A 26516-nucleotide genomic window follows, 5' to 3' on the forward strand; every position below is an offset into this window, starting at 1 on the left:
TGCTACTCGCTCTCGGCGCCCTGATCGTCGGCGACCTGCTGGATGCGCAGAGCGAGATCGACGTCGCGCTGCGTCACGCCGTCCACGTCGTGCGAACTCAGTTCGAACTCGATCGTGCCGTACCCGACGCGGACGTCGGGATGGTGATTCAGTTCGTCGGCCAGCACGGCGACCGCATCGAGCAGTCGAACCGATGCGGCGAAGTCCCGCGTCGAGTACGAACCGAGCAGCACGTCGCCGAGGTGCGAGAACGCGGTGCCGTCGAGGGCTGTGTCGGTCTGGTCGGGTCCGAGGATGTCGCTCATGGTCTCATCCTGCCCCCGTCCTGACCGCGAGGGAACCCGGTGCCGACGGTCTTCGGGGTGGCGATGACCGGCCCCACGCGGGTGGCGGAACGAGTGCCTCGGATCAGGCGAAGAATGCAGGATGAGATCGGTCATGGCTGCGATATGCGTCCATCGTCGATCTCATCCTGCATTCACCCAGCTATCAGAGGGTTGAGCAGCTCAGGCGAGCATTGCGAGCGCGGGGTCCCGCAGCATCGATCCGACGTCGGCCAGGAAACGGGATCCCTGCTCGCCGTCGATCAGACGGTGATCGAACGACAGACTCAGCGTCATCACGTCGCGCAGGGCGATCCCTCCGAGGTGCTCGCGCGGCTCTCGCCGAACGGCGCCCATCGCCAGGATGGCAGCCTCGCCCGGGTTCAGGATGGGCGTGCCCGCGTCGATGCCGAAGACGCCGATGTTGGTGATGGAGATCGTCCCACCGCCGAGGCGCTCCGGAGCGCTACGGCCGGCCCGCGCCGTCTCGGCGAGATCGCGGATGGCGTCAGCGAGGTGCGGCAGCCGCATCCGCTCTGCATCCGGGATGTTCGGAACCACGAGTCCGCGCGGGGTGGCGGCCGCGATGCCGAGGTTCACGAAGTGGAACTGGACGATCTCCTGCGCCTCCTCGTCCCAGTGGCTGTTGAGCGAGGGATGGCGGCCGAGTGCGAGGCAGACGGCCTTGGCCGTGAGAGCGAGGATGCCGATGCGATGCTCCGAGAGGGCGCGATCATCTTTCAGCCGCGCGATGAACGCCATCGATTCGGTCACGTCGACGGTGAGGAACTCTGTGACGTGCGGCGCCGTGAAGGCGCTCTGGACCATGGCGGCCGCGGTGTGCTTGCGCACGCTCCGGATCGGCGACCGGGTCTCGCGCACGTCAGCCGCGCTGGTTGGGCGGTCCGCATCGGTTGGCGTGTCGGCACGCTCCGGCTCGGGCTCCGGCAAGTCCGTCCGGCGCGACCTCCGCTTCGGGACGGCGGCATCCGCGGTGGCGCCGTAGCCCACGAGGTTCGGCTGCGTGGGCTCGGGCAGCGCCGGCACGAGATCGTCCGCAGGCGCCGGCTCGACGGCGGACGCCGGGTCGACCGACGTGGCCGCATCGAGCGAGGTTGCCGGGTCGACCGAGGCGGCCGGGTCGACCGAGGTGGGCGGTTCGGTCGAGCCGGTCGCCGGTACGGGCGGTTCGGTCGAGCCGGTCGCTGGTGCGGGCGTCGTTTCGCCGGCATCGCCCGGACCGCCCGCGGATTCCGCCACCGCAGGGGCATCCTCGGACGGACCAGAATCACCCTCTCCGGCCACGTCGAAGGCGACGATCGGCTCCCCCACGTTCACGACGACGCCCGGCTCGGCGTACAGCCTCGCCACCGTTCCCGTGTACGGCGACGGCAGCTCGACGATCGCCTTGGCCGTCTCCACCTCGGCGATGATCTGATTGAGCGTGACATCATCGCCAACGCCGACGTGCCACGAGACGATCTCCGATTCGGTCAGTCCCTCGCCGAGGTCGGGAAGCAGGAAGTCGACGGTCATGCGAGTGGCCCTCCTGAGAGCGAGTTGGGACGGTCGAGCACGCGGTCCACGCCATCGAGGATGCGGTCGAGGTCGGGCAGATGATGCTTCTCGAGCTTCGACGGCGGATACGGGATGTCGTGCCCCGTCACCCGAACCGGCGAGTGACGGAGCGCGCCGAAGCACCTCTCGGTGATGCTCGCGCAGATCTCAGCGCCGATCCCGCCCTGCCCGGGAGCCTCGTGCGCGACGACGAGTCGACCGGTCTTGCGCACGGATGCGACGATGGGGTCGTAGTCGATCGGCGAGAGTGAGCGCAGGTCGATCACCTCGATCGACGTCCCATCGGCTTCGGCTGCGCGGGCCGCATCAACGGCCGTCTGGACCAAAGCGCCGTGCACGACGAGCGTGACATCCGTTCCCGGCCGCACCACTCGCGCGGAGCCCATCGGGGTCGCGTCGGAGAGGGACCCGCCCAGGACGACCTCGCCCTTGACGTGATAGCGCCGTTTCGGCTCGAAGAACAGCACGGGGTCATCGCTCGCGATCGCCTGCCGCACCATCGTGTACGCGTCCTGCGGGTTCGACACCGCGACGACGCGAAGACCGGACGTGTGGGTGAAGTACGCCTCCGGCGATTCCGAGTGGTGCTCGGCCGCCCCGATGCCGCCCCCGAACGGCACCCGCACGGTGATGGGCATGCGCACGGCGCCCTGCGTCCGATAGTGCAGCTTGGCGACCTGCGCAACGATCTGGTCGAACGCCGGATAGATGAAGCCGTCGAACTGGATCTCGCAGACGGGGCGGTAGCCGCGATAGGCGAGGCCGACCGCGGTGCCGAGGATGCCGGCCTCCGCGAGCGGCGTGTCGAGCACGCGGCGGGCGCCGAAGTCGCGCTGAAGCCCGTCGGTGATGCGGTAGACACCGCCGAGGGTGCCGATGTCCTCGCCGAGCAGCATGACCTTGTCATCATCGGCGAGCGCTTGGCGCAGACCGGCGTTGATCGCCTTTCCCAGGGTGAGCGTCTCGGTCGCGACCGGCATCTCGAGCGTCGTCATGCCTCGACCCCTTCGAACATCGCGAGGTAGCGCCGGGAGGCCTCGCGCTCACGGTCGATCATGCTGTTGGGCTCGGCGTAGACATTGTCGAACATGCTCATCGGCTCCGGATCGCGGAGGGCGATGCAGGCCGCACGGAGTTCTGCGGCTGCCGCATCCGCCTTCGCCTTCACCGCCGTCCGGTGGTCGTCGTCGAGAGCGCCGGCATCCGTCAACAGCGTCTCGAGCCGCGCGATCGGGTCCTTCGCGCGCCACTCCGCCAGCTCGCCGTCGAGCCGGTAGCGGGTGGGATCGTCAGCGGTGGTGTGCGGTCCCATCCGGTAGGTGACCGCCTCGATGAACGTGGGTCCTCCCCCGGACCGCGCGCGGTCGAGCGCGATGCGGGTCGCGGCGGTCACGGCCAGCACGTCGTTGCCGTCCACGCGCAGGCTCGGGATGCCGAAGCCGGGCGCGCGCTCGGCGATGGCGCGACGTGCCTGCAGCGACACCGGCTCGCTGATGGCCCACTGGTTGTTCTGGCAGAAGAAGACCACCGGGGCGTCGAAGCTCGCCGCGAACACCATGGCCTCGTTGACATCGCCCTCGCTGGTCGCGCCGTCACCGAAGTAGGCGACCGCCACCGCATCCGCCCCGTCGTTCTGGATGCCCAGCGCGTAGCCGACCGCGTGCAGGGTCTGAGCGCCGATGATGACCTGCGGGGCCGCCATGCCCACGTCGTAGGGATTCCACCCGGATGCCGCGACTCCCCGCCAGACCGGCGTGACCTGCGCGGGCGTGACTCCCCGCACGTAGCCGACTCCGTGCTCGCGGTAGCTCGTGAACACGAAGTCGTGGGTCGCTAAGGCGCGGGCGGATGCGATCTGCGCGGCCTCCTGACCGAGCAACGGCGGCCACAGTCCGAGCTGACCCTGGCGCTGCAGGGCGGTGGCCTCGGCGTCGATGCGGCGCACGATCACCATGTCGTCGTACATCTGGAGCAGCTCCGCGTCCGTGACGTCGGCGACCCACGGGTCGAAGGCGGGACTGGCCACGCGCCGACCCTCAGGGGTGATCAACTGCACCGCGTCCGTGAGCGGGAGCAGGAACGTGTCGTGCATGGTCATGGGGCCTCCTCGTCGTGGCCTCGCGCGGTCTGCCTCGTGGGCGCCCCGCTCGACCCCGGCTCCATCGCCGGGGTGCATCAAGAGTACGTCCAGAGGGCATCCGGCACAATCGATGACGGATGCACTGAGCATGTTGCACGGTCAGCCGCGTCTCGACGGTGCTATCGTTGCGCTTCATGCGAAGCTACGACGCCACGGACGTGCAGTTGCTGAGAGCCCTGGCGGATGCGCCACGTTCGACCTTCGTCGCGCTGGCCGAGCGACTCGGCCTCTCCCGCAACACCGTCCAGGCGCGCATGAGCCGGTTGGAGGGGGCGCTCGGCTCGATGGAGAGACGCGTGGATCCGGCTGGACTCGGCTATCCGCTGACCGCCTTCATCGCAGTGCACGTGCAGCAGAAGGCCCTGGAAGCCATCGTCGAGGAGGTGGCCGCCATCCCCGAGGTGCTGCAGGCCCACGGCCTGAGCGGCCCGATCGATCTGCTCGTCCACGTCGTCGCGACGGACGCCGCACACCTGTTCCGCATCGACGCCGACATCCTCGCGATCGAGGGGGTGGAGCGCACCGAAACGAGCCTGTCCATGGGAGAGATGGTGCCGTTCCGCCTGCGACCCCTGCTGGACCGCGCCGCCGAGTAGAGCGGTCCCGGGCGCTGAGCCAGCTCACAATCGGCACTTCACAGGCCGAGGCCACGGGCACGACGGGCACTCGCTCGGCGCTCGGCCTCCGAACGGTCAGGGCCGGGCGCTCAGCGTCCTGGTGCACGGACGCCAGTCAGGCGATCGCACGCCAGTCAGGCACACGTTCGCGATTCCTGCCTGACCGGCGGCCTATCGCCTGAAACGAGGACGGCAGAACGGAGCTCTGGTTCTGCTGTGGCGAGCGGGCGTCATCCATTCGACGAGTGCAAAGAAACACTTGCAAACAATTGTTTGCAGCGGTATCTTGGCATCATGACGGATGACGCGACGACCTCCAGCAGCCCGCAGCACCCGGGCCGCGACGCCGTGCTCAGCACGTCGGCCATGCGGGCGCTCGCGCATCCGTTGCGGCTCCGCATTCTCGACGAGCTGTCCGCCTACGGGCCGATGACGGCCAGTGGTCTGGCCGCGCGGGTGGGCGAGTCGAGCGGTGTACTCAGCTACCACCTGCGGCAACTCGAGAAGCACGGGCTCGTCCGCGAGGACAAGAGCCTCGGCACCGCCCGCGAGCGCTGGTGGGAACGCCGGCCCGGGTCGATCGCCACTCCGGAGCCCAGAGAGTTTCCCGCAGGAAGCGCCGAGCGCCTCGCCACCCTACTCATCACGGACGAATGGATGCGAGCCCGGGAGGCCAACCTCCGCGAGTTCCTCTCCGAGGGCGATGCGGTGTTCGGGCCGGAGTGGCTCGATGTCGCCTCGACCGACACCATCAACCTGCGCCTCACCTCCGATCAGCTGCACCAGATCGTGCTGGACATCGACACCGTGCTCTGGAAGTACATCGACGCTTACAAGCGCACGCCATCACCTGGCGCACTTCCGGTGCAACTGCACATCAACGCGTTCCCGCTCGTGTGTGGCGCGAGCACCGAAGCTCCCCTCAGAACCCCCAAGGATCGATCATGAACGCCGCACTCCTGCCCACCAGCGCCCTCTCCCCCAACCGGTCGGCCGGACTCGCCGGTGCCGCCGTGCGCCTCGGCCGAGCGATCGAGCTATGGGGCGAGCGCCGCGCATCCGACCGAGAAGACCGCGATGCCCTGCTGCTCCTCATGCAGAGCCGCCGTTGCGCCGAGCAGGCCCTCGCCGAACGCGACGAGACCTGGCGCGCATCGTCGTTCGGCCCGCTCTGCTGAAGCCAGAAGGTCCGCCCACTCAGAGCCAGCCGTTCTCCTCCGCGATGCGCGCGGCATCCGCCCGATTGCGGGCACCGGTCTTGCCGATGATGCTCGAGAGATGGTTGCGCACCGTGCCTTCCGAGAGGTGCAGGATACGCGAGATGTCGCTGATGGACCCGCCTGCCCGCGCGACCGAGAGCACATCCGTCTCCCGCTCGGTGAGCGGCGACTCCCCCTGCGCCAGCGAGTCGGCGGCGAGGCTCGGGTCGACCACCCGGAGTCCCTGCGAGACGCGTCGGACGGCGTCGGCGAGCTGAGCGGCGGGCGTGTCCTTCACGACGAAACCGGATGCGCCAGCCTGCATCGCGCGGCGCAGGTAGCCCGGTCTCCCGAACGTCGTGACGATGATGACGCGGCAGCTCGGCATCCGCTCTCGCACGGCGGCCGCGGCCGCGATTCCGTCGATGCCCGGCATCTCGATGTCGAGGAGGGCGACATCCGGATGCGTCTCCATCGCCGCCGCGAGCACCTCGTCTCCGCGGCCGACCTCGGCGACGACGTCGATGTCGGGTTCGAGGGCGAGCAGCGCGGACAGCGCGCCGCGCACGAGCGCCTGGTCGTCGGCGATGAGGAGGCGGATCACGCGCTGACCCGCAGGGTGAATCCGCCGAGGTCGCTGCGACCAACCGTGAGTGTGAGGCCCGCCGCGCTCGCCCGCTCGCGCAGTCCCGCCATGCCGGTGGAGTCCGACGCGTTCTCACTCGGACCGATCCCGTCGTCGGCGACCTCGATGAACCGATCGCCGAGCCGCACCCGGCACAGCGTCGCATGGGAGTGCCGGATGACGTTGGTCACGCCCTCGCGCACCACCCACCCCGCCAGCTCGCGCTGGTCGGGGGGCACGGCATCCGTTCCCGATGGAAGCTCCGATCGGATGCCCGCGCTCTCCAGCGCCGAGCGGGCTGCGGCGAGCACCCCCGAGATGCTGACCCCCCTGAACCCCGAGACGGTCGATCGCACGTCGACGAGCGCCCCGCGTGCCAGCGACTCGACCTCGGCGATCTCGACGCGTGCGCGCTCGGGATCGGCGTAGAGCAGCCGCCCGGCGAGCTCGGCCTTGACGGTGATGACGGTGAGCGAATGGCCGAGGATGTCGTGGATGTCGCGCGCCACGCGCCCGCGTTCCTGCTCCGCTGCCATTCGCTCGAGCTCGCGCTGAGTTGCGCGCAGCTGGTTCATCGACGCGAGCACCCGGGCGAAGGCGGCCATCATCATGGAGATGGAGACGATGATGGCCGGCGAGACGAGGATGTCCGTGGTCCAGCCGAGCTGGAGGTAGCCGAAGACGCCGGCGAGGACGCCGAGGCCCAGGATGAGCAGCCACGTCACCTCCCAGCTGAGCACGCTCATGCCGATCACGACGCCGACGTACGTCCAGATGCCGTGCACGCCGAGTCCGAGCCAGGGCCACAGCACGAACGACAGTGCGAACAGGCCGGCGATGACGTAGAGGCGATGGCGCATGGGCAACGCCCACTGCAGCGGAGGAGCGATGGCGAATCCCACCGCGTAGATCACGAGGAAGGCGATGCCGAGGGCGAGGAACCCGGCCGACGTCGTGTACTGCGCCATCGAGAAGCCGACGCCCACGAGCCAGATCCCCGAGAAGGCCGATCCGACGTACCAGCTGCGCGCGCCACGCGAGGTCAGGATCTCGCGCACCGGACCGATGGACGTGGGCGCCATCGCTGCGGGGACGATGGGCCACCCGGGGCCGCCGAACGGCTCGTCATCCGTGACTGCGCTGGACACGTCTCCCACCCTAGTGAGCGGTGCGCGCGGCTCCCCCCGAGCCGCGCGCACCGCATCCGTCGTCCGATCAGACACGCTTGGTGTCTCGTCGGAAGAGCAGCGCCGTTCCCGTGGCGAAGATGGCCAGCCAGCCCAGCGCGTTGAGCAGGGCACCGAGGTCGAACCCCTCCCCCGTCAGCGGCGCCCGGGCGATCTCGCCGATGCCGTAGACGGGCGTCCACGCGGCGATCTGCTGGAGCAGCTCTGGCATCATCGAGATCGGGTAGAACAGCCCGCCGATGAAGCTGAAGAACACGATGACGAGGCTCGTGATCTGCGCCGTGTTCTCGCCCGGGACCAGGTAGCCCATCAGCAGGCCGAGGGTGGTGAACACGGCTCCGCCGAGCAGCCAGGCGACCAGGCCGGACACGATCCATTGCTCGGGGTCCATTCGCACGCCGGTCAACGCGCCGGCGATGTACGTGCCTCCGACGGCGATGAGGCCGAAGACGAGCCCCGCGATGAGCTTGGTCGCGACGTTCGCCACCGGGTTGAGCGGCGTGAGGCGCAACTGTCTGCTCCACCCGAGCGCCCGCTCGGTCGCAACGGCTGCACCGGCCTGCGTTGCCGACATCATGGCACCGTAGAGCGCCATAGAGACCATGAGGTAGGCGGCGACCGAGAGCCCACCCTGTGCGATCGAGGTGCTGGTGAGCGGCTCGTTCCGTTGCGGATAGCCGACCAGGAGGTACATCGCCACCGGGAAGATCAGGGTGAACAGGATCGTCCGGCGGTTGCGGAGCTTCCGCACCATCTCGATGCGGAGGAAGGTGAGGTTGAAGGCGCCGAGTGGCGGTACGGACCGCTCGAGGCTCACCCGGTCGGTTGCTGATGCGGTGGAGGTGCTCATGATGCGGATCCTTCCGAGGTGAGCGAGATGAAGACGTCTTCGAGTCCGTGAGCGGTGATCTCGACGTCGTGGGCGTCGGTGCGGGTGAACAGGTGTCGGGCGAGCGCGTCGGAGTCGCTCGTGGAGATGAGCGTCGCGGACCCTCGGGACTCGATGCTGCTGACGCCCGGGAACGCGGCGAGGGCCGCCACATCGGCTTCGGGGATGACGGCGCGCACGGTGCGCCCGGACGCCAGGTTCTTGACCTCGGTCGCCGATCCGTCAGCGACGATCCGGCCGTGTCGCATGAGGACGATCCGGTCGGCGTAGGCGTCGGCCTCGTCGAGGTAGTGGGTCGCGAAGATCACCGTCCGACCGCGGGCGGCATCCTCGCGGATGGCGTTCCAGAAGTCGCGCCGACCCGTCACGTCCATGCCCGTGGTCGGCTCGTCGAGGATGAGCAGTCCCGGGTCGCTCAGCAGCGCCATGGCGAAGCGCAGCCGCTGCTGCTGTCCGCCTGAGCACTTGCCGACCATTCGCGATCCGATGTCGAGGATGCCGGCGCGCTCGAGCACCTCGTCGACCGGCCGGGTCTGCGTGAACAGGCTGGCCGTGAGCTGCACGGTCTCACGGACGGTGAGGTCCTTGAGCAGGCCGCCGGTCTGCAGCACCGCGGAGACGAAGCCCTCGGCGATGGCGGCGCGAGGCGAGCGCCCGAAGATGCTGACGCTGCCGGAGTCGGGCTTGGAGAGGCCCAACAGCATGTCGATCGTGGTGGTCTTGCCCGCGCCGTTCGGGCCGAGGAAGGCGACGATCTCGCCCGCGTGGACGGTGAGATCGACGGCGTCGACGGCGCGAACGTCGCCGAAGCTCTTGGTGATGCCCGATGCCGCGATCGCGAGCGGAGACGCGGGGGCATCCGTGGCGGCGGTGGCCAGTTGAGGGGTCGTTTCCATGACTTCATCGTCGTACGGATGAGCAGCGCGGGCGCGGATCGATCGTCACGACCCGACCGTGACGAATGTCACCCGCGGCAGCCCGCGGCAGCCGCGCCGAAACGACGGATGCCCGCCCCACCGGAGTGGGACGGGCATCCGTCAGGCGAGTCGCCGGGTCTAGACCTCGGCGGGGACGTCAGCGCCCTCGGCCGGAGCCTCGGGGCCTTCGCTGGCCGCGTCGCGACCCTCGGTGTCCGCCTCATCGGCGAGCACCGGGGCGAGGGACAGCTTTCCGCGGTCGTCGAGCTTGGTGATCTCGACCAGGATCTTCTGGCCGACCGAGAGCACATCCTCGACGTTCTCGACGCGCTTGCCACCGGCGAGCTTGCGCACCTCGCTGATGTGCAGCAGTCCGTCCTTGCCCGGTAGCAGCGAGATGAACGCACCGAATGCGGCGATCTTGACGACGGTTCCGAGGAACTGCTCGCCGACCTCCGGGTTGGTGGGGTTCGCGATCGCGTTGACGCGGGCGCGAGCAGCCTCGGCCGACGGTCCGTCGACAGCGCCGATGTAGACGGTGCCGTCCTCCTCGATGGAGATGTCGGCGCCGGTCTCGTCCTGGATCGAGTTGATCGTCTTGCCCTTGGGGCCGATCAGCTCGCCGATCTTGTCGACCGGGATGTTGACGCTGATGACGCGGGGCGCGGTGGGCGCCATCTCGTCGGGGGCGTCGATCGCCGCGTTGAGCACCGAGAGGATCGTCGTGCGCGCATCCTTGGCCTGCTTGAGAGCGGCCGCGAGCACGGATGCCGGGATGCCGTCGAGCTTGGTGTCCAACTGGATGGCGGTGACGAACTCGCTGGTTCCGGCGACCTTGAAGTCCATGTCGCCGAGGGCGTCCTCGGCACCGAGGATGTCGGTCAGCGCCGCGTAGCGGGTCTGACCGTCCTGGGTGTCGGAGATGAGGCCCATGGCGATGCCGGCGACCGGGGCGCGCAGCGGCACACCGGCGTTGAGCAGCGACAGGGTCGAGGCGCACACCGAGCCCATGGACGTCGATCCGTTGGAGCCGAGAGCCTCGGACACCTGGCGGATGGCGTAGGGGAACTCCTCGCGCGTCGGCAGAACCGGCAGGAGGGCGCGCTCGGCGAGTGCGCCGTGCCCGATCTCGCGACGCTTCGGCGAACCCACGCGGCCGGTCTCACCGGTCGAGTAGGGCGGGAAGTTGTAGTTGTGCATGTAGCGCTTGGTCTTCTCAGGCGTGAGCGCGTCGATCTGCTGCTCCATCTTGAGCATGTTCAGCGTGGTGACGCCCAGGATCTGGGTCTCGCCGCGCTGGAAGATAGCCGAACCATGCACGCGCGGGATGACCGCGACCTCGGCATCGAGCGGACGGATGTCGGCCAGGCCGCGACCGTCGATGCGCACGCCGTCGTTGAGCACGCGCGAGCGCACCACGAGCTTCGTGACCGACTTGTAGGCGCCGGACACCTGTCCGAGAGCCGACTCGGGCAGCTCGCCCGCTTCGACCTTGGTCTTGATGTGCGCCTTGGTGCGGGCCTTCAGCTCGTCATCGGCGTTCTGGCGCTCGGTCTTCGCGGCGATCTGGTAGATGCCCTTGAGCTCGTCGTAGGCGAAGCCGGCGACGGCGTCGTAGGTCTCCTGCGCGTACGGCGGGAACAGCGGGTACTCGGCCGTGGGCTTGGAGGCCTTGGCTGCGACGGCGCGCTGCGCCTCGACGAGCTGCTTGATGAAGGGCTTGGACGCCTCGATGCCCTCGGCGATGACCTCCTCGTTCGGCTTGATGGCGCCGCCCTTGATGAGGTTCCAGGCGTGATCGGTGGCCTCGGCCTCGATCATCATGATCGCGACGTCGTCCGTCCCGTTCTCGCCGTCGACGACGCGACCGGCGACGACCATGCTGAACACGGCATCCGCGAGCTGCGAGTGCTTGGGGAAGGCGACCCACTGGCCGGTTCCGTGCTCACCGGGGATGAGGGCGACGCGGACGCCGCCGATCGGGCCGGAGAACGGCAGGCCGGAGATCTGGGTGGACATGGATGCCGCGTTGATGGCCAGCACGTCGTACAGCTCGTCGGGCTCGATGGCCAGAACGGTGACGACGACCTGGATCTCGTTGCGCAGGCCGTCGACGAACGACGGGCGCAGCGGGCGGTCGATGAGGCGGCAGGTGAGGATCGCCTCGGTTGAGGGACGGCCCTCACGACGGAAGAACGAGCCCGGAATGCGACCGGCGGCGTACATCCGCTCCTCGACGTCGATCGTCAGGGGGAAGAAGTCGAAGTGCTCGCGCGGCTCCTTGGACACCGAGGTGGCCGAGAGCAGCATGGTCTCGTCGTCGATGTAGGCGGCAGCAGAGCCCTGGGCCTGCTGGGCGAGACGACCGGTCTCGAAGCGGATGGTGCGGGTGCCGAACTTGCCATTGTCGATGACGGTCTCGGCGAACGTGATTTCTGGACCTTCCAAGAGGTCTTTCTCCTTTGTTTTACGTCGCAGCCCCGTATGGGCACGACTCCTACGCGGGAGCAGGGGGAACAGGCAGATTTCAGCGCGTCAGGATGATTCGCCTGCGCTGGTCACCAGTAGAAGGACGCCGCGCGAGTCACGCTCGGAATGCCACCACAGGGGACCAGCATCCTGCCAGCCTGCTCCGTCGATGATGTTCAGTTGTGTGAAACCCACAGAATGGGCCGAACAAAGCCTAGCAGGTGCGACTGTCCGAGGCCCTGACTAGGCTGGAGAAATGAGTACCGACGACGAGAACACGACCGCCGCTTCGGAGGATGTCAAAGCCAAATTCCGCGAGGCTCTGGACAAGAAGAAGAACGCCCAGCACGCCGGCCAGGCCCACCTCGACGGACAGTCGTCCATCCAGGGCGCGCACGGCAACGCCGACAACCGTCAGGAGTTCCGCCGCAAGAGCGGCTGATCGACCGGTCCCCGATCGCCCCGCGCCACCTCGCCAGCTTCCGCGCCATTTAAACGGGCGCGAAGGCCGACGAAGTGGCGCGGAGGCGAGGTGGCGGGCGCCCGCAGTCGAGATTGCGGGCACCCGGTCGGATGGGCGTCAGGCGGCGCTGAAGCCGCCCGTCACGCTGAACGACGAGTCGAGGGCGAACGGATCCCGCACCTGCTGCGAGCGATCGGACACGGCCACCAGCGCCGCCAGCTCACCCGCGGCGCGCTCGATGCGGGTGGGCAGCGCGCCGACCGCATCCGTCGTGCTCCCCCAGTCCTCGGCCGCCGCGTAGACGCCCGTCGGCACCGCCACCGCGTGCAGGTAGCTGAACAGCGGACGCAAGGCGTGATCGAGCGCGAGCGAGTGTCGTGCCGACCCGCCGGTGGCTCCGAGGAGCACGGGCATGCCGTCGAGGGATTTCGGATCGAGCACGTCGATGAACGACTTGAACAGGCCACTGTATGAGCCCGAGAAGATCGGGGTCGCGACGATCAGCCCGTCGGCCCGGGTCACGGTCTCGATGACGCTCGACAGGGTGGGGCTCGGGAACCCCGTGATGAGGTTGTTCGTCACGTCCTTGGAAACGTCCCGCAACTCGACGACGCTCACCTCCACGTCGACGCCGTGCACCTCGCGCAGCCGGGCGACGGTGGCATCCGTCAGCCGATCGGCGAGCAGCCGGGTCGATGAGGGCTGGCTGAGGCCGGCCGCCAGCACTGCGAGCTTCCGTGTGGTCATCTCATGCTCCCTTCGCGGCGAGGCCGAAGGCCGCACCAGACGCCGGCGCCGACTCGGGGACGGACGCCGCATCACGCGCGGCGACCCGCTCGGCGTTCCGCTTGGCGACGAGTCCGGCGTGGGTCGGGCCGTCCGGCACGTGCGACGGGCGCAGGGCGTCGAGCTCCTTCCGGAGCACGGGAACGACCTCCTCGCCGAGGATGTCCAGCTGCTCGAGCACCGTCTTGAGCGGCAGGCCGGCGTGATCCATGAGGAACAGCTGGCGCTGGTAATCGCCGTAGTACTCGCGCATCGCCATGTACCGGTCGATGACCTCCTGCGGGCTGCCGACCGTGAGCGGAGTCATCTCGGTGAACTCCTCGAGCGACGGACCGTGCCCGTACACCGGAGCGTTGTCGAAGTAGGGGCGGAACTCGTTGACCGCGTCCTGCGACTTCGCGCGCATGAACACCTGCCCGCCGAGCCCGACGATCGCCTGGTCGGCGCTGCCGTGGCCGTAGTGCTCGAAGCGCTGGCGGTAGAGGCCGATCAGGCGCATGTAGTGCTCCTTGGGCCAGAAGATGTTGTTGGCGAAGAACCCGTCACCGTAATAGGCGGCCTGCTCGGCGATCTCGGGAGAGTGGATGCTGCCGTGCCAGACGAACGGGGGCACGTCGTCGAGCGGGCGCGGCGTGGACTGGAAGCCCTGCAGCGGAGTGCGGTGCTTGCCCTGCCAGTCGACGTAGTCCTCGCGCCACAGCTGGTGCAGCAGTGCGTAGTTCTCCAGGGCGAGGTCGATGCCGTCGCGGATGTCCTTGCCGAACCAGGGGTAGACGGGTCCGGTGTTGCCGCGGCCCATGGTGAGGTCGACGCGGCCGTCGGCCAGGTGCTGCAGCATCGCGTAGTCCTCGGCGATCTTCACCGGGTCGTTCGTGGTGATGAGCGTCGTGGCTGTCGAGAGCAGCAGGGTCTCGGTCTGGGCGGCGATGTAGGCGAGCGTGGTCGTGGGCGAGGAAGAGAAGAACGGCGGGTTGTGGTGCTCGCCGAGCGCGAAGACGTCCATCCCGACCTCTTCGGTCTTCTTGGCGATCTCGACGATCGCCTTGATCCGGTCGCCCTCACTCGGGGTGCGACCTGTCGTCGGGTCCTGGGTGATGTCGCTCACCGTGAAGATTCCGAACTGCATCTCGTGGCCTCCTGGCCTCTCTCCGATTCCATGCATTTGCATGTACATCGGATCAAACGGTGAAGGGGGCGTCGCTATTCCCTACTCGAAGGTGAGCACGACCTTGCCGCGCAGGTGGCCTGCGGTCAGGTGCGCGTACGCCTCCCGCACCCGCTCCACCGGATAGATCGCGTCGATCGGAAGGTCGATGTCCCCGGCGGCGATCAGCGCAGCGAGCTCGTCGAGATCCCCGGCTTCGGCCTCCGCTCCCCCGACGCTCATCACGCCGACCTCGTCGGCGTAGCGCTTGTCGGCGATCGAGTTGATGCGCTCCGGGGGCACCCCCAGAGCGAGCCCGAGGTCGATCGTCTCCCTGCCGTGGTGGTCGAGCACCGCGGTGACCCCCTCCGGCGCGAGTTCGCGGATGCGGTCGGGCATCCCCTCGCCGTAGCCGACCGGCTCGATGCCCCGTCGGCGCAGGTAGTCGTGATTGGCAACGGATGCGGTGCCGATCACCCGCGCGCCGGCCCGACGTGCCAGTTGCGCCGCGAGAACGCCGACGCCCCCGGCGGCGGCGCTGACGAGGATGGTGTCGTCGGCCGAGGGAGCGAGATGACGCACCTCGGCCATCGCCGTACGTCCGGCGATGTCGAGGGTTCCCGCCTGCTCGTCCGTCAGTCCGTCGGGGGTGGAGTGCAGGGTGTCGGCTCGGGCGACGGTGAAGTCGGCCTGAGCAAGGAACCGACCGCCTCCGAACACCCGGTCGCCGGTGCGGAAGCCCGCCACTCCGGGCCCGATCTCGTCGACCACCCCCGCTAAGTCGTTCCCATTGCCCGACGGGAACCCGGTGAAGCCGTAGTGGCGCGCCACCGCCTGGTCGGCCACGATCTTCCAGTCGACCGGATTCAGGCCAGCGGCGAGCACGCGGACCCGCACCTCACCGTCTCCGGGACGGGGCGCATCCACGCTCACCACCTCGAGCTCGTCGGTCGGTCCGAAGCGGTTGAACTGCACGGCGCGGGGCATCCGTCCTCCTTCTCGTGGGCGATGACTGCAACCTACGGCGCGGGTGGACGGGCGGGCAAGCCCCGCGGATGCCGCCGGAAGCGGCCATAGGCTGGATGCATGGCAACCGTGAACCTGACCATGGACACCTTCGAGAAGACCATCACCGACGGCGGAATCGTGCTGATCGACTACTGGGCCGAGTGGTGCGGCCCGTGCCGTCAGTTCGGACCGACTTACGAGACCGCGTCCGAGGCCAATCCCGACATCACCTTCGCCAAGGTCGACACCGAGGCCGAGCGCGAGATCGCGGGTGGCATGGGCATCCAGTCGATCCCCACCCTGATGATCTTCAAGGACGGGGTGGGCGTGTTCTCGCAGGCGGGCGCGCTGCCCGCACCGGTGCTGAACGACATCATCGGCCAGGTCCGCGAGCTCGACATGGACGCAGTGCGCGCGCAGATCGCCGAGCAGGAGGCGCAGGCCGAGGCTGCTGGCGACACCGCGTCAGCCGAGCCCGGCGAGAACTGACGCTCCGGGCTCAGTTCTCCGGCAGCTCGAGCACCCGCTGAGCGGCATCGATGAGCGCCAGGCCGTAGTGCCGCCCGTGACCGGCCGCGTGAACGGCGAGCGGATGCAGTTGGTGCAGCGGCACGCGTTCCCGCCAGCCCGAGCGCAGCGGCGCAGCATCGTCGTAGGCTTCCAGGACCTCGGCGAGATGCGGGAGGCCGAACAGAGCCAGCATCGCGAGGTCCGTCTCCCGGTGGCCGCCCTGCGCTGCCGGGTCGATGAGCACGACGCCGTCGGGCGACCAGAGCACGTTCCCGGCCCACAGGTCGCCATGCAGCCGAGCCGGCGACTCATCGTCGTCGAAATCACCCGCGCTCAGGCGATCGCACGCGCGGCGGACCACGTCGGCCTCATCGGGCCGGAGATTTCCTGCGGAGACGGCGGGAGCGAGAAACGGGAGCACGCGCCCCTCGGCATAGAACCGCCCCCAGTGTTCACCGGTCACGGCGGGAAGCTCGCGGCGGCCGATGTAGAGCGGTCCGTCCCAGTCCGACGGCGGGCTTCCGAACCGGGCGGCACCCGCTCGGTGCGAGTGCGCCAACGCGCGTCCGAACGATCGAGCGGCTTCGCCCGTCGGGCGCGTCTCCGCCACCTGGTCGAGTTCGATGCGTCCCGGCGAGACCGCGACGACGCCGACGCAGTGCGCCCCTCGGGCCGCCGCAAGCCAGCGCAGTCCCGCCGCCTCCGCCTCGAAGAAGCCCGGCGGCGCATCCTCTCGTGTCTTGACGAACGTCGTCAGCTCGAGCTCCGAGCCTGCATGGCCGCCGCCAGGCCGCTGACGTCGAGCTCGACCGCGCGGGGCCGCTCGGCACCGCGGATGCGGGCCGGCACACTGACGAACGCACCCTCCCGTCGAAGCGCTCCAAGGCGGTCGACCCAGTGCTGTTCGGCCGCTTCGGGGAGGAAACCGGCATGACGGATGCGGTCGCCCGCGACCAGCTGCACCCCGACGCGATAGCGCAGCGAGAGCCACCGGCTCGCGCGCGGCACCAGGACGGCGCGCAGGTGCTCGCCGCCGTGCGCGAGGGCGATCTCGATCGAGGCCTGATGTCGTCGGGCGTCCTCGACCGACACGAACGGCCTCGTTTCGCCGTCGTCGTGCTCGGCCGACACGAACTCGAGGCCGTCGAGCGAGCGCAGGTTTCCCTCGGCATCCGGGTTGCCACGGCCGCCGCGTCCCGTCACCACGAAGGCGATGATGAAGTAGATGGTTGCCAGCCCGGCGAGCGCCGCGGCGATCCAGAACGCGATCGGAGCCGCGCTCGGGCTGATCGATCCGGCGATCACGACGAGGACGAACAGCAGGATGTAGGGGAACGGCTCCCACACCAGGAGGGATTTGTAGCGAGGCTCGTGCACGATTCCACCGTAGCCGCAGCATCACGGCCGGCTGGCCGCTGCAGTAATCGAGGAGCCGTGGATGCCTCGTCGCAGGTGGCATCCACGGCTCGCGTGCAGGCTACACCCGGCTCACCACCTCACGTCGTCTGGCCGGCGTGCGTGCCCTCGCTGATCTCCTCGAGCAGCTTCGCTGAGAATGCGGGAAGGTCGTCGGGCTTGCGACTCGAGACCAGTCCCTCGTCCACATGCACCTCCTCGTCCACCCACGTCGCCCCCGCGTTCCGCAGGTCGGTCTGCAGGGTCGGCCATGACGTGAGGGTGCGCCCGTTGATCACTCCCGCATCGATGAGGATCCATCCTCCGTGACAGATGACGCCGACCGGCTTGTGCTGTTCGAAGAACGACCGCACGAAGGCCTGGGCCTTCTCGTCGATGCGCAATGCATCACCGTTCACCACGCCGCCCGGCAGCACCAGGGCGTCGAAGTCGCGCGGTTCGGCGACGTCCAAGGGCTGGTCCACCCGGAAGGCGTCGCCCTTGTCGACGTGGTTGAAGCCCTGCACCTCATCGCTCTTCGGCGACACCAGGGTCGCTATCGCACCCGCCTCCGTCACCGCGTCGCGCGGAGAGGTGTACTCGACCTGCTCCACGCCGTCGGTCATGAGGAACGCCACGTTCTTGCCCGCGAGTGTCTCTGCCATCATCGAACTCCCTTGCCGTCTGGGCCGGACCCGGACGGCGATGCCCCGCATCCGCCGTCGTCGCCTGCCGTTCTCGACGGTACGCCGACCCGGCGGGAGGATTGGAGGGGGTTGACGTGTCTGAGACTCGACGACTCAGTGAACGCACGCCTCAGCGAACCGGCGACGACACGAGGAGGCTGTCGCAGAGCGCCACGAAGCGCGACGTGAGGACGCGATAGACGCTCGCGCTGGTCGCCTCGTCCGCATATTCCAGCTCAGCGCTCAACAGGCCGATCCGCCCGTCAGGAGTCTGGTGATCGAGGAGCAGCTGCAGGCACGCGAGCGTGTCCTCGTTCCACAGCGACAGCTCATCGACCCAGCCGAGCGCTCGAATGAGGTTGCCGTAGTCGCGCTCCGCAGCGAGCGACTGCGCGAGGCGGATCACGATGACCGGGTCGTCGACCTCTCGAACGGACGCGGCGAGCGCTCCGGTCAACCCGAGTCGGTCGCCCGTCAGCACGTCGTCCCAGGTGAGTATCGCCGGCGACGATGGCCTGGCCGCCTCGTCGGCCCGGGACGGCTCGCCGAGGAAGGTGATCGCCCGTTGACGCGCGCCGAGAACGCGAACTCGGAACGCCTCCTGCAGGACCCCGCCTCGGTCGACGGGTGCGACGGCTGCCCGCGTCCTCGGGTTTGCGGCGAGGAACATCGCGACCAGGGTGGTGTGGTAGGTCGCGTCGAAATCGGCCGAGCGCGTGAGCGGTGACATCGCGCCGACTGCCTTCGCGGTCGCCTCGGAGGCGAACACCCCGCCGTCCTCACGGATCGCGCCCATGAAGCAACTCTCGGCTCGTTCGATGAGGACGCGGTCGGCGCCGGGCAGGAGGTTGAGGCAGATGAGCAACTCCCCCACGAGGTCCCAGTCGCGGCGGCGACAGAATCGGACGAGCGCGGACTCGGCGAATGCGACCGCCGCAGAGAGGAACGGCCACTCTGCCCTCACGGTCTCGAGCCCGAATGACGACGCGTACAGCACGGTGTGGGTGACGCTGTACGCGGCGTCCCGATCGGCATGGATGACGGATGGACCGCTCGCGAGGTAGGTCGCCCCGATGGCGCCCTTGAGGTCCGCGGCGCGATCCTGGCCGCGCATCCCGAGGAAGAACAGTTGGTCCGCCCGTCGGTACGGAACGACCTCCGAAGCCAACGGAAAACCCGCCTCCTCGGCGATCGCCAGGGTCGCATCGTGCCAGTCGTCCTGCCACAGGCCGAGACTGCGGAGCACGACGTAGGGCATCAGCCAGGCATGGGCGGTGGCCAGTCGGCTGCGGGCCCGTTCTCGCACGGCAGGACTCTCCAGATGACGGATGATGGCGCGCAGCCAGGTGTCCCACGACGTCGCAGCGCCGAACTCCGCGTTCTCCTCCACGCAGTGGCGCGTGCGGAATGCCAGGGCCAGCTCACCATGGCGCTGGATCTGCGTGATCTCGGCCTCCGCATCGAGCGTGCTCGACGCCGGAGTGAACAGGTCGAGGTGCCGCTCGAGCCAGTCGACGTGCATCCGGTACCGCTCGAAGGTCGTCAGGTCCTTGGCGCGCGGGTGGCGCGCGGAGGTCCCGGCGAGAACGGATTCGTCCTCGCCGGGTGAGACGTCCTTCGCGATCGGTGCCGCGACGCCCGTCGACTGGCCCATGCTCGTCAGCCCACCACGTCGGTCGGTGCGACGGCGACCTCGAGGTCGTCGGCCACACCGCTCTTGTAGGCGTACCACGGGCCGATGAAGGTTGCCGCGGCTTTGTCGCCGGGGCCCTCGGTGCCGCCGGCCTCGACCAGGGCGCCGAGGGTCGCCTCGACGTCGACGATCTGGAGCTCCTGCAGCACCTTGAGGTGCTCCGAGCTGATGGTCTCCTTCACGTCGGCCGTGAGCTGGTGGTAGACGTACCAGTCGCCGACCAGGGTCGGGACGCTGATGTCGCCGTCCAGCTGGCCGAGGCGTTCGCCCGCCTCGACCAATCGTGCGAGGGTGACGTCCGGGTTGATGAGCCGCGCCTTGATGGCTCGGCTGATGTTGTTGTCGTTCGGCATCGGGTTCTCCTTGCGTTGAGCGAGCCGGGCTGGCTGCGCTACCACAAGCAGACGCCTGACGCGCCCTCGAACCCTCGGGGAGAGCACCCGAGAGGTTGCGTGACAACCCCGGAAGCGAGAGGACCGCGCGTTCAGCGAAGCCGATCGAATCGCGTCGCGACCTCCTCGAGCACCGCCTCGGAGCCGGCGTAGATGCCCGCCGCGCGCGGCCAGTGGGTCATGACGTCGGTGAAACCGAGTTCGGCCGCCCGCCCGACGGCGTCTTCGAAGGCGTCGACACTGCGCAACGCGTACCGTTCCTCGTCGTCGAGCAGGAGGCAGCGGTCGAATGAGTTCGGGTCGCGATCTTCGGCAGCGAGGGCGTCATCGAGGCGGGAGGACAGCTCGCCCACCCGCGCCCACCACTGGCCGGCGTCCGAGGCGCTGCCGCCCGTGGTAACCCATCCGTCACCGCGTCGGGCGGCGAGGCGCAGCCCCTTCGGACCGTCGGCGGCGAGCAGCAGCGGCATGCGTGGCTGCTGTGCCGGATCGCCCACCATGCGGGCGCCGACGGCCGCATACCACTCGCCCGAGAAGTCGACGCCGGCATCCGACCCCTGCTCGAATCGCAACAGCTCGTCGAGGGCCTCCACGAACTCGCGGAACCGCTCGAACCGTTCGCGGGGCGTGTACTCCCGCTCGCCGAGCACGAAGGCGTCGAAGCCGGTGCCCCCGGAACCGACGCCCAGGATGACCCGTCCATGGGAGATGTCGTCGACGGTCGCGATGTCCTTGGCGAATGGTACGGGATGCCGGAAGTTTGGACTCGCGACGAAGGTGCCGAGGCGGATGCGCTCGGTCACCGTCGCCGCCGCGGTGAGCGTCGGGACGGTCGCGTGCCATCGTTCACCCGCGAGGCCGCGCCAACTCAGGTGGTCGTACGTCCAGGCGTGGTCGAAGCCGAGTTCCTCCGCTCCGCGCCAGTAACGGGCGGCCTCCGGCCAGTCGAACTGGGGCAGGATCACGATTCCGAAGCGCATGCGCCGAGTCTACAAATGCGAGAACGGGCCGCCACCCTAGGGTGACGACCCGTTCTGAAGAAGTTCGCGTTGTCGAACGAAGAGCTCACCCCGCAGGAGGGCGGGGCTCACAACCTAGCGACGCAGGCCGAGGCGCTCGATGAGCGAGCGGTAACGGTTGATGTCCACGTCGGAGAGGTATCCGAGCAGACGGCGGCGCTGACCGACGAGGAGCAGCAGGCCACGACGCGAGTGGTGGTCGTGCTTGTGCTCCTTGAGGTGCTCGGTGAGATCCTTGATCCGCTTGGTGAGGATCGCGATCTGGACCTCGGGGGATCCAGTGTCACCGGGGTGGGTTGCGTACTCTTCGATGATCGCCTTCTTGACATCTGCATCAAGTGCCATAGGTGGGATCCCTCTTTCTCTCGTTGCGCGGTGCCCGTAGCCGGATGCCCGGGCTCTCTTTATCCGCGGCCGTCGTGACGGCAACCTCCAGAGTCTACCAGCCGCGATCGGCGAACGTGGACAGCGCCAGAAGGTCTTCGGGATTCCCGTGAACATCCGCATTGCGACCCGGAATCCGGCGAGCCCGGCGTCATGATGACAGCATGGGCGCCGTCATCAAGCGGGTGTACGACGAGGCTTCGGAAGCGGATGGTTTCCGGGTTCTCGTCGACCGGCTGTGGCCGCGAGGCGTCTCCCGGGATCGCGCGGCCATCGACCTCTGGCTCAAGGACGTCGCGCCGTCGCCCGACCTGCGCATCCGCTGGCACGTCGGTTCCGAGGGGTGGGACGACTTCGTCGAGGACTATCGCGGCGAACTGGCGTCGAATCCCGCCGTCGACGAACTGCGGATGCTCCACGTCGAGCATCCTCTTCTCACTCTCGTCTACGCCTCCCGCGATACCGAACGCAACCATGCCGTGATCCTGCAGGAGTTCCTCGACCGGTCGGAGGGTGCGCCTCGGACCGTAGCCGATGACAACAGCGAGTCGTCCGTGGACCAGCAGGCCTGACGTGGAGACGTCGACCGGCTCGCGCGGCTGGATGGGCCGAGAGCGGTGATGCCGGCCGGGGCGAGAGTATCGTTTCGAGCGAGAACCCGATGACTTCCGACACGGACGAGCCGTCCGACATCCGAGCAGCGCTCGTAGCGCGCGTCTACTCGCGCGCCGGTCAGGACGAGCCGCTCGAGGAGCACGTCGATCCCCTCTCGGGCGAGCCGATCATGCTGCGGCGCAGCGAGTGGATGCTTCTCGAGCACGATCACCGTGCGGCCGCCCGACCCGCTAACGAACCGGAGGATGTCGCCGAGACGACTGAGCCCGGCGCCGCGAGCAGCGCACCGGCACTGGATGACGCGGCGGACGCCGCCGCGGTGACGGCTCCGCGCATCCGGCGCCGGCTGCCTCTGATCTCGGCGGTGGCCCTGGGCGTCGTGGTCGGCGTGGTGCTCGTGCTCGGGGTGCGGGCCGTCGCGATGTCGACGAGCTCCGGCGCCGAGGCTGCAGGCGCGCCCGCCATCGTGCACACGCTCGTGCCGGGCGAGGACGCCCGGTCATGGGCCTCTGACGCCACGATGGCCGTCAAAGCACCTGCCTCCCCCGCGTTCGACGTCTTCCGCGACCCGGGGCACGATGACGACACCTTCCCCGATTGGCTGCGACGCCAGTTCGCCCTCGACAAGGTGGCCAGCGTCTACCTGCCGCAGAAGGGCGAGCGCGACGTCCAGGTCTACGCGGCCACCGCGGGATCCTCCATCGCGTGCCTCATCCTGCTGGTGCCATCCAACGGCATGACCTGGCGCTGCGATTCCGACGACCACGTCATTGCCGGCGGCATGCGGGTGAGTGCGCCGGTACCACCCGATCTTCCCGTCGGCGGTAACGGCGATCCGGATCGCATCAACGCCACCCTGCCGCCGGCGCAGACCTTCAGCGCGCGATGGATGACCGACGGAAGCTTCCGCATGACGGAATCGCCCTTCCGTGAGGAATGACGCCGTACGTCCCCGCGGCGATCGTGTCGGACGCTCCGGTTAGGCTCGCACCATGACTCGGGGGACGCATTCGCCATCGCACACCTGCCGCATCGTGCCGCCCTACCTGCTGGCGCGCATCGCAGAGGTTGACGACCCGAACTGGCAGCATGCCGCTGCGGCCGCGCGGGCGTCGCTGCTGCGCGACGATCCGTTCCGCAGCATCCGTGCGCCCGAGCCGCATCCGCACGCTCCCGGCGTGAGAACCACGACCAAGCCGGGCGCCGTCGCGAATTCGCCGCAGCGCACCGTCTCGACCGCCGCCGGGGTGGAGAAGCTGCCGGGAAAGGTGGTGCGTCGCGAAGGCGACAAGCCCAGCTCCGACGTCGCCGTCAACGAGGCGTACGACGGTCTCGGCGACACGTTCGAGCTGTACTGGGAGGCCTATCACCGCTCGTCCATCGACGGGAACGGGCTCCCGCTCAACGCGACGGTGCACTACGGCAAGAACTACGACAACGCCTTCTGGGACGGCGAGCGCATGGTCTTCGGCGACGGCGACGGTCAGGTGTTCAACCGGTTCACCATCGCGGTCGACGTGATCGGCCACGAGTTGACCCATGGCGTCACCGAGAAGACCGTTGGTCTGCAGTACGAGGGTCAGGCTGGCGCCCTCAACGAGTCGATCAGCGACGTCTTCGGTTCGCTCGTCGCCCAATACGCCAAGCGCCAGACCGCCGCCCAAGCCAGTTGGTTGATCGGGGAGGGACTGTTCACCGCCGAGGTGCAGGGCGTCGCCCTCCGCTCTATGAAGGCTCCGGGGACGGCGTACGACGACGACGTGCTGGGCAAGGACCCGCAACCCTCGCATATGAGCGGTTACGTCGAGACCACCGACGACAACGGTGGAGTGCACATCAACTCCGGCATCCCCAATCACGCGTTCTACCTCGCGGCCACCGCGATCAGCGGAAACGCCTGGGAGCGGGCCGGACAGATCTGGTACGACACGCTCCTGGGTGGCGACGTGCCGAGCACCGCCACGTTCGCGGTGTTCGCCGCAGCCACCGTCGCCGCGGCCACGGCGCGCTATGGGGCGGACGACAGCGCCACCCACGACGTCGACGGAGCCTGGCGCGCGGTCGGCGTCGTACCCGCCGGCTGAGGCCCTCTCCCGACAGCTCGGGGCGAGCACCCACGACCGCGGAATCGGGCGGGGAGTAGCATCGCGGGAATGAAGGTGGTCGTCACGAGGTCGGGCGGGTTCGCCGGGATGCGCGTCACCTGGCAGGTCGTCATCGACAACCTGCCCGACGCATCCGACTGGGTGGTGCTCCTGCGCGAGCTCCCGTGGGACGAGGTGGCGGACGAGGAGCCGCAGCCCGATCGCTTCGTCTACCGCATCCGCCTCGAACCCCTCGCCGACGCCGAGCCACCGCAGGCGGAGCGGGAGGCGACGCTCGCCGAGAAGCAACTCACCGGTCCGTGGCGGGAACTCGTGGACAAGGTGCAGGATGCTGACACGCCCGCCGACCCGCCCGCGAAGCCGCACCCCTCCCACCAGCACAAGTGAGGGCGCTGCCCCCAGCTCGGAGGCCGTGCCTGCCGCACAGGCGAGCGCTTCCGCGCCCCTCGGCCGGTAGCCTGAGTCGAGCGCGAGAACGGGGGGGGTCGCAGGTGACGAACAGGCCGCCGTTGCGCATCTCGGCAGCACAGCCCGACTACGGACGCGTGTCGCGCTTCAGCCACGATGGCCTCACGCTCGTCGTGAAGCACCTCGACTCGACGGGGAGCAGGCTGCACATCCTCGTTCACGGTATCGGCGTCGCCTCCCGCTACTTCGGGCCTCTGGCCGCTCAGCTGGGAAGGACGGGAAGCGTCGTCGCGGTGGAGCTGCCGGGAATGGGCGACGCACCAGAACCGCGGGACGCCGTGGCGATGGAGCGGTACGGCGCCCTACTGGCCGCCTGGGCCCAGGCGGAGGGTATCCACGGCGCGATCGTCATCGGCCACTCGATGGGCACGCAGGTGGTGACGGAGTTCGCACTGCAGTCGCCCGAGGCCGTCGGCCGTGTCGTGCTCATCGGCGCGGTGACCGATCCGCGCGAGCGCAGCGTGCTGCGACAGTCGCTCCGCCTCGCGCAGGACAGCCTGCGCGAGCGCGTCGACGTGAACTGGATCACCGCGTCCGACTACGTCAAGTGCGGGCCGCGGTTCATGCTCAAGCAGGCCCCGGTGATGGTGGACTACCCGATGCTCGAGCGTGTCGCCGGGCTCGAGCAACCCGCCCTCGTGATGCGCGGGGAGCACGATCCCATCTCCCGGCCGCGCTGGAACCGGGCCGTCGCGGCCGCCATCCCGAAGTCCCGGATGCGCACGATCGTCGACCAAGCCCACGTCGGCATGTACCTCGACCCCGAGGCGAGCGCTGCCATCATCGATGAGTTCATCGCCGAGACCGCGGACGAAGCCCATCGATGAATCCGCTCACCCTGCTCGTCGGGCTCGTTCACGACTACCTGTTCGTCGCCGCACGCCAATGGGAGGCGATCACGACGCGGCACCGCCCCGACGAGTTCGCGTCGGCCGGCGCCGGCAGGCCGGTGCTCATCATCCCGGGCATCTACGAGGACTGGCGCTTCATGCGCCCGATCGCGGTTCGCCTCGCGGGAGCCGGGCATCCGGTGCACTTCGTCCCCGAACTGCGTCGCAACCGCGACCCCATCGCCGATTCCGCCGCCCTCGCCGCCGTCATCATCGACGGGCTCGACCTCCGGGACGTCCTCATCGTCGCCCACAGCAAGGGCGGTCTCATTGGCAGGCTCGTCATGAGCGACACCGAGGCGGGGCATCGAGTGGGCGGCATGGTGGCCGTGAACACGCCGTTCGCGGGGTCCCGACTGGCTCGCTACGCGCTGCGACGTGAGCTGCGCGAGTTCTCGCCGCGGGGCGCCTTGTTCGCCCGGCTCTCGACCGTCGTGGATGCGAACGAGCGCATCACGTCGGTGTTCAGCTCGTTCGATCAGGTCGTTCCCGACGGAAGCCTCCTGCCAGGAGCCGCGCGCAACATCCGCTTGCCGTTCATCGGCCACTTCCGGCTCCTCGCCGACGTGCGCCTGCTGGCGATCATCGACGAGGAGGCGGACGCTCGGCTCAGCTGACTCCGCGCAGGTCGATGATGAAGACGAGGGTCTTGCCCGAGAGACGGTGTCCGCCGCCGGCCGGGCCGTACGCCTGGTGCGGCGGCACCACGAGCTTGCGGCGACCGCCCACCTTCATTCCCGGGATGCCCTCCTGCCACCCTGCGATGAGCGATCGCAGGGGGAAGTTGATGGACTGGCCGCGGCTCCACGAGGAGTCGAACTCCTCGCCGCTGTCGTACTCGTAGCCGAGGTAGTGCACGTCGACGGTCGACGACGCCTGTGCTTCCGCTCCGTCTCCGACGACGATGTCCTCCACGACGAGGGTCTCGGGGGCGGGGCCGTCGGGGAAGTCGGCCTCGGGCTTGCTGTTCATGTCAGTCATGGTTCCATCCAAGCATCCCGGGCCGAGGCCCGC

31 protein-coding genes are annotated in these 26516 nt (G+C 68.8%); 11 read left to right on the plus strand and 20 right to left on the minus strand.

Annotated elements, in window-relative coordinates; genetic code table 11:
- Nucleotides 1–2 precede the first annotated feature (2 nt).
- From E6C70_RS05515 to pdhA, 4 genes are all read right to left on the minus strand, one after another.
- Nucleotides 3–305, minus strand: coding sequence for a 4a-hydroxytetrahydrobiopterin dehydratase (locus tag E6C70_RS05515; protein ID WP_168770858.1), 303 nt, complete (start codon nt 303–305; stop codon nt 3–5).
- Nucleotides 306–506: 201 nt separating this feature from the next.
- Nucleotides 507–1859 (minus strand): dihydrolipoamide acetyltransferase family protein, encoded by a 1353-nt coding sequence (locus E6C70_RS05520; protein WP_136422993.1) that lies wholly within the window; start codon nt 1857–1859, stop codon nt 507–509.
- The gene (locus E6C70_RS05525; protein ID WP_207670038.1) at nt 1856–2896 is read right to left on the minus strand and encodes an alpha-ketoacid dehydrogenase subunit beta; all 1041 of its coding nucleotides are present in this window, start codon (nt 2894–2896) and stop codon (nt 1856–1858) included. Before E6C70_RS05525 ends, E6C70_RS05520 begins: the two co-directional genes overlap by 4 nt.
- Nucleotides 2893–3999 carry a pyruvate dehydrogenase (acetyl-transferring) E1 component subunit alpha gene (gene pdhA / locus E6C70_RS05530; protein ID WP_136422994.1) on the minus strand — a complete coding sequence of 369 codons (1107 nt, stop codon included), beginning with the start codon at nt 3997–3999 and terminating at the stop codon, nt 2893–2895. The genes E6C70_RS05525 and pdhA overlap by 4 nt, the downstream gene beginning before the upstream one ends.
- A gap of 176 nt (nt 4000–4175) precedes the next feature.
- Here pdhA and E6C70_RS05535 point away from each other — a divergent pair, with 176 nt between their 5' ends.
- The 3 genes from E6C70_RS05535 to E6C70_RS05545 all read left to right on the plus strand — a co-directional run bounded on the left by E6C70_RS05535 (nt 4176) and on the right by E6C70_RS05545 (nt 5836).
- A complete protein-coding gene (locus tag E6C70_RS05535) occupies nt 4176–4637 on the plus strand; it encodes an Lrp/AsnC family transcriptional regulator (RefSeq protein ID WP_136422996.1) in 462 nt (153 codons plus the stop codon).
- A gap of 315 nt (nt 4638–4952) precedes the next feature.
- Nucleotides 4953–5606, plus strand: a complete 654-nt coding sequence (locus tag E6C70_RS05540; RefSeq protein WP_136422998.1) for a winged helix-turn-helix domain-containing protein — start codon at nt 4953–4955, stop codon at nt 5604–5606.
- On the plus strand, nt 5603–5836 hold the full coding sequence (locus E6C70_RS05545; protein ID WP_136423000.1) for a hypothetical protein: 234 nt from the start codon (nt 5603–5605) through the stop codon (nt 5834–5836). The genes E6C70_RS05540 and E6C70_RS05545 overlap by 4 nt, the downstream gene beginning before the upstream one ends.
- 19 nt (nt 5837–5855) lie before the next feature.
- On the opposite strand, the gene E6C70_RS05550 is transcribed toward E6C70_RS05545, so the two are convergent.
- From E6C70_RS05550 to E6C70_RS05570, 5 genes are all read right to left on the minus strand, one after another.
- Complete coding sequence (locus E6C70_RS05550) at nt 5856–6461, minus strand: response regulator transcription factor (protein ID WP_136423002.1); 606 nt, start codon at nt 6459–6461, stop codon at nt 5856–5858.
- Nucleotides 6458–7630 carry a sensor histidine kinase gene (locus E6C70_RS05555; protein ID WP_235833283.1) on the minus strand — a complete coding sequence of 391 codons (1173 nt, stop codon included), beginning with the start codon at nt 7628–7630 and terminating at the stop codon, nt 6458–6460. Before E6C70_RS05555 ends, E6C70_RS05550 begins: the two co-directional genes overlap by 4 nt.
- Nucleotides 7631–7697: 67 nt before the next feature.
- The gene (locus tag E6C70_RS05560) at nt 7698–8519 is read right to left on the minus strand and encodes an ABC transporter permease (RefSeq protein ID WP_136423004.1); all 822 of its coding nucleotides are present in this window, start codon (nt 8517–8519) and stop codon (nt 7698–7700) included.
- The gene (locus E6C70_RS05565; protein ID WP_136423006.1) at nt 8516–9454 is read right to left on the minus strand and encodes an ABC transporter ATP-binding protein; all 939 of its coding nucleotides are present in this window, start codon (nt 9452–9454) and stop codon (nt 8516–8518) included. The genes E6C70_RS05560 and E6C70_RS05565 overlap by 4 nt, the downstream gene beginning before the upstream one ends.
- Nucleotides 9455–9613: 159 nt before the next feature.
- On the minus strand, nt 9614–11923 hold the full coding sequence (locus E6C70_RS05570) for a polyribonucleotide nucleotidyltransferase (RefSeq protein ID WP_136423007.1): 2310 nt from the start codon (nt 11921–11923) through the stop codon (nt 9614–9616).
- A gap of 277 nt (nt 11924–12200) precedes the next feature.
- Between E6C70_RS05570 and E6C70_RS05575 the strand changes: the two genes are divergently transcribed.
- Nucleotides 12201–12386 carry a DUF5302 domain-containing protein gene (locus tag E6C70_RS05575; RefSeq protein WP_136423009.1) on the plus strand — a complete coding sequence of 62 codons (186 nt, stop codon included), beginning with the start codon at nt 12201–12203 and terminating at the stop codon, nt 12384–12386.
- Nucleotides 12387–12524: 138 nt separating this feature from the next.
- Here the strand turns inward: E6C70_RS05575 and E6C70_RS05580 are convergent, their stop codons facing one another.
- The 3 genes from E6C70_RS05580 to E6C70_RS05590 all read right to left on the minus strand — a co-directional run bounded on the left by E6C70_RS05580 (nt 12525) and on the right by E6C70_RS05590 (nt 15324).
- Nucleotides 12525–13154 carry an FMN reductase gene (locus tag E6C70_RS05580; protein WP_136423011.1) on the minus strand — a complete coding sequence of 210 codons (630 nt, stop codon included), beginning with the start codon at nt 13152–13154 and terminating at the stop codon, nt 12525–12527.
- Between the two features lies 1 nt (nt 13155).
- Nucleotides 13156–14319: an LLM class flavin-dependent oxidoreductase gene (locus E6C70_RS05585; protein WP_136423014.1), complete on the minus strand. Its 1164-nt coding sequence runs from the start codon at nt 14317–14319 to the stop codon at nt 13156–13158.
- Nucleotides 14320–14400: 81 nt separating this feature from the next.
- Nucleotides 14401–15324: an NADP-dependent oxidoreductase gene (locus E6C70_RS05590; protein ID WP_136423016.1), complete on the minus strand. Its 924-nt coding sequence runs from the start codon at nt 15322–15324 to the stop codon at nt 14401–14403.
- Between the two features lie 99 nt (nt 15325–15423).
- Here E6C70_RS05590 and E6C70_RS05595 point away from each other — a divergent pair, with 99 nt between their 5' ends.
- Nucleotides 15424–15834 (plus strand): thioredoxin family protein, encoded by a 411-nt coding sequence (locus tag E6C70_RS05595; protein ID WP_136423019.1) that lies wholly within the window; start codon nt 15424–15426, stop codon nt 15832–15834.
- A 10-nt stretch (nt 15835–15844) separates the two neighbouring features.
- On the opposite strand, the gene E6C70_RS16985 is transcribed toward E6C70_RS05595, so the two are convergent.
- The 7 genes from E6C70_RS16985 to rpsO all read right to left on the minus strand — a co-directional run bounded on the left by E6C70_RS16985 (nt 15845) and on the right by rpsO (nt 21385).
- Nucleotides 15845–16612: a fructosamine kinase family protein gene (locus E6C70_RS16985; RefSeq protein ID WP_235833328.1), complete on the minus strand. Its 768-nt coding sequence runs from the start codon at nt 16610–16612 to the stop codon at nt 15845–15847.
- A complete protein-coding gene (locus tag E6C70_RS16990; protein WP_235833284.1) occupies nt 16609–17232 on the minus strand; it encodes a hypothetical protein in 624 nt (207 codons plus the stop codon). The genes E6C70_RS16985 and E6C70_RS16990 overlap by 4 nt, the downstream gene beginning before the upstream one ends.
- A gap of 119 nt (nt 17233–17351) precedes the next feature.
- The gene (locus E6C70_RS05605; protein ID WP_136423022.1) at nt 17352–17918 is read right to left on the minus strand and encodes a type 1 glutamine amidotransferase domain-containing protein; all 567 of its coding nucleotides are present in this window, start codon (nt 17916–17918) and stop codon (nt 17352–17354) included.
- Nucleotides 17919–18066: 148 nt separating this feature from the next.
- Nucleotides 18067–19590: a DUF6895 family protein gene (locus tag E6C70_RS05610; protein WP_136423024.1), complete on the minus strand. Its 1524-nt coding sequence runs from the start codon at nt 19588–19590 to the stop codon at nt 18067–18069.
- Between the two features lie 5 nt (nt 19591–19595).
- A complete protein-coding gene (locus E6C70_RS05615; protein WP_136423026.1) occupies nt 19596–19982 on the minus strand; it encodes a hypothetical protein in 387 nt (128 codons plus the stop codon).
- A gap of 131 nt (nt 19983–20113) precedes the next feature.
- Nucleotides 20114–21001 carry an LLM class flavin-dependent oxidoreductase gene (locus tag E6C70_RS05620; RefSeq protein WP_136423028.1) on the minus strand — a complete coding sequence of 296 codons (888 nt, stop codon included), beginning with the start codon at nt 20999–21001 and terminating at the stop codon, nt 20114–20116.
- A gap of 114 nt (nt 21002–21115) precedes the next feature.
- Nucleotides 21116–21385 (minus strand): 30S ribosomal protein S15, encoded by a 270-nt coding sequence (gene rpsO, locus E6C70_RS05625; protein ID WP_136423030.1) that lies wholly within the window; start codon nt 21383–21385, stop codon nt 21116–21118.
- A 203-nt stretch (nt 21386–21588) separates the two neighbouring features.
- Here rpsO and E6C70_RS05630 point away from each other — a divergent pair, with 203 nt between their 5' ends.
- From E6C70_RS05630 to E6C70_RS05655, 6 genes are all read left to right on the plus strand, one after another.
- Nucleotides 21589–21996 (plus strand): DUF488 domain-containing protein, encoded by a 408-nt coding sequence (locus E6C70_RS05630; protein ID WP_136423032.1) that lies wholly within the window; start codon nt 21589–21591, stop codon nt 21994–21996.
- 89 nt (nt 21997–22085) lie between these two features.
- Nucleotides 22086–22979: a hypothetical protein gene (locus tag E6C70_RS05635; protein WP_136423034.1), complete on the plus strand. Its 894-nt coding sequence runs from the start codon at nt 22086–22088 to the stop codon at nt 22977–22979.
- 52 nt (nt 22980–23031) lie between these two features.
- On the plus strand, nt 23032–24123 hold the full coding sequence (locus E6C70_RS05640) for a M4 family metallopeptidase (RefSeq protein WP_136423035.1): 1092 nt from the start codon (nt 23032–23034) through the stop codon (nt 24121–24123).
- A gap of 69 nt (nt 24124–24192) precedes the next feature.
- Complete coding sequence (locus tag E6C70_RS05645) at nt 24193–24531, plus strand: protealysin inhibitor emfourin (RefSeq protein ID WP_136423037.1); 339 nt, start codon at nt 24193–24195, stop codon at nt 24529–24531.
- Between the two features lie 104 nt (nt 24532–24635).
- Complete coding sequence (locus E6C70_RS05650; RefSeq protein ID WP_168770859.1) at nt 24636–25439, plus strand: alpha/beta fold hydrolase; 804 nt, start codon at nt 24636–24638, stop codon at nt 25437–25439.
- Complete coding sequence (locus E6C70_RS05655) at nt 25436–26119, plus strand: esterase/lipase family protein (protein ID WP_136423041.1); 684 nt, start codon at nt 25436–25438, stop codon at nt 26117–26119. The genes E6C70_RS05650 and E6C70_RS05655 overlap by 4 nt, the downstream gene beginning before the upstream one ends.
- Here E6C70_RS05655 and E6C70_RS05660 read toward each other — a convergent pair.
- A complete protein-coding gene (locus tag E6C70_RS05660) occupies nt 26112–26483 on the minus strand; it encodes an FKBP-type peptidyl-prolyl cis-trans isomerase (RefSeq protein ID WP_207670039.1) in 372 nt (123 codons plus the stop codon). The two genes, E6C70_RS05655 and E6C70_RS05660, sit on opposite strands and share 8 nt — an antisense overlap.
- Nucleotides 26484–26516 lie beyond the last annotated feature (33 nt).

It is taken from the genome of Orlajensenia flava (genome assembly GCF_004801905.1).
Lineage (GTDB): Bacteria > Actinomycetota > Actinomycetes > Actinomycetales > Microbacteriaceae > Orlajensenia > Orlajensenia flava.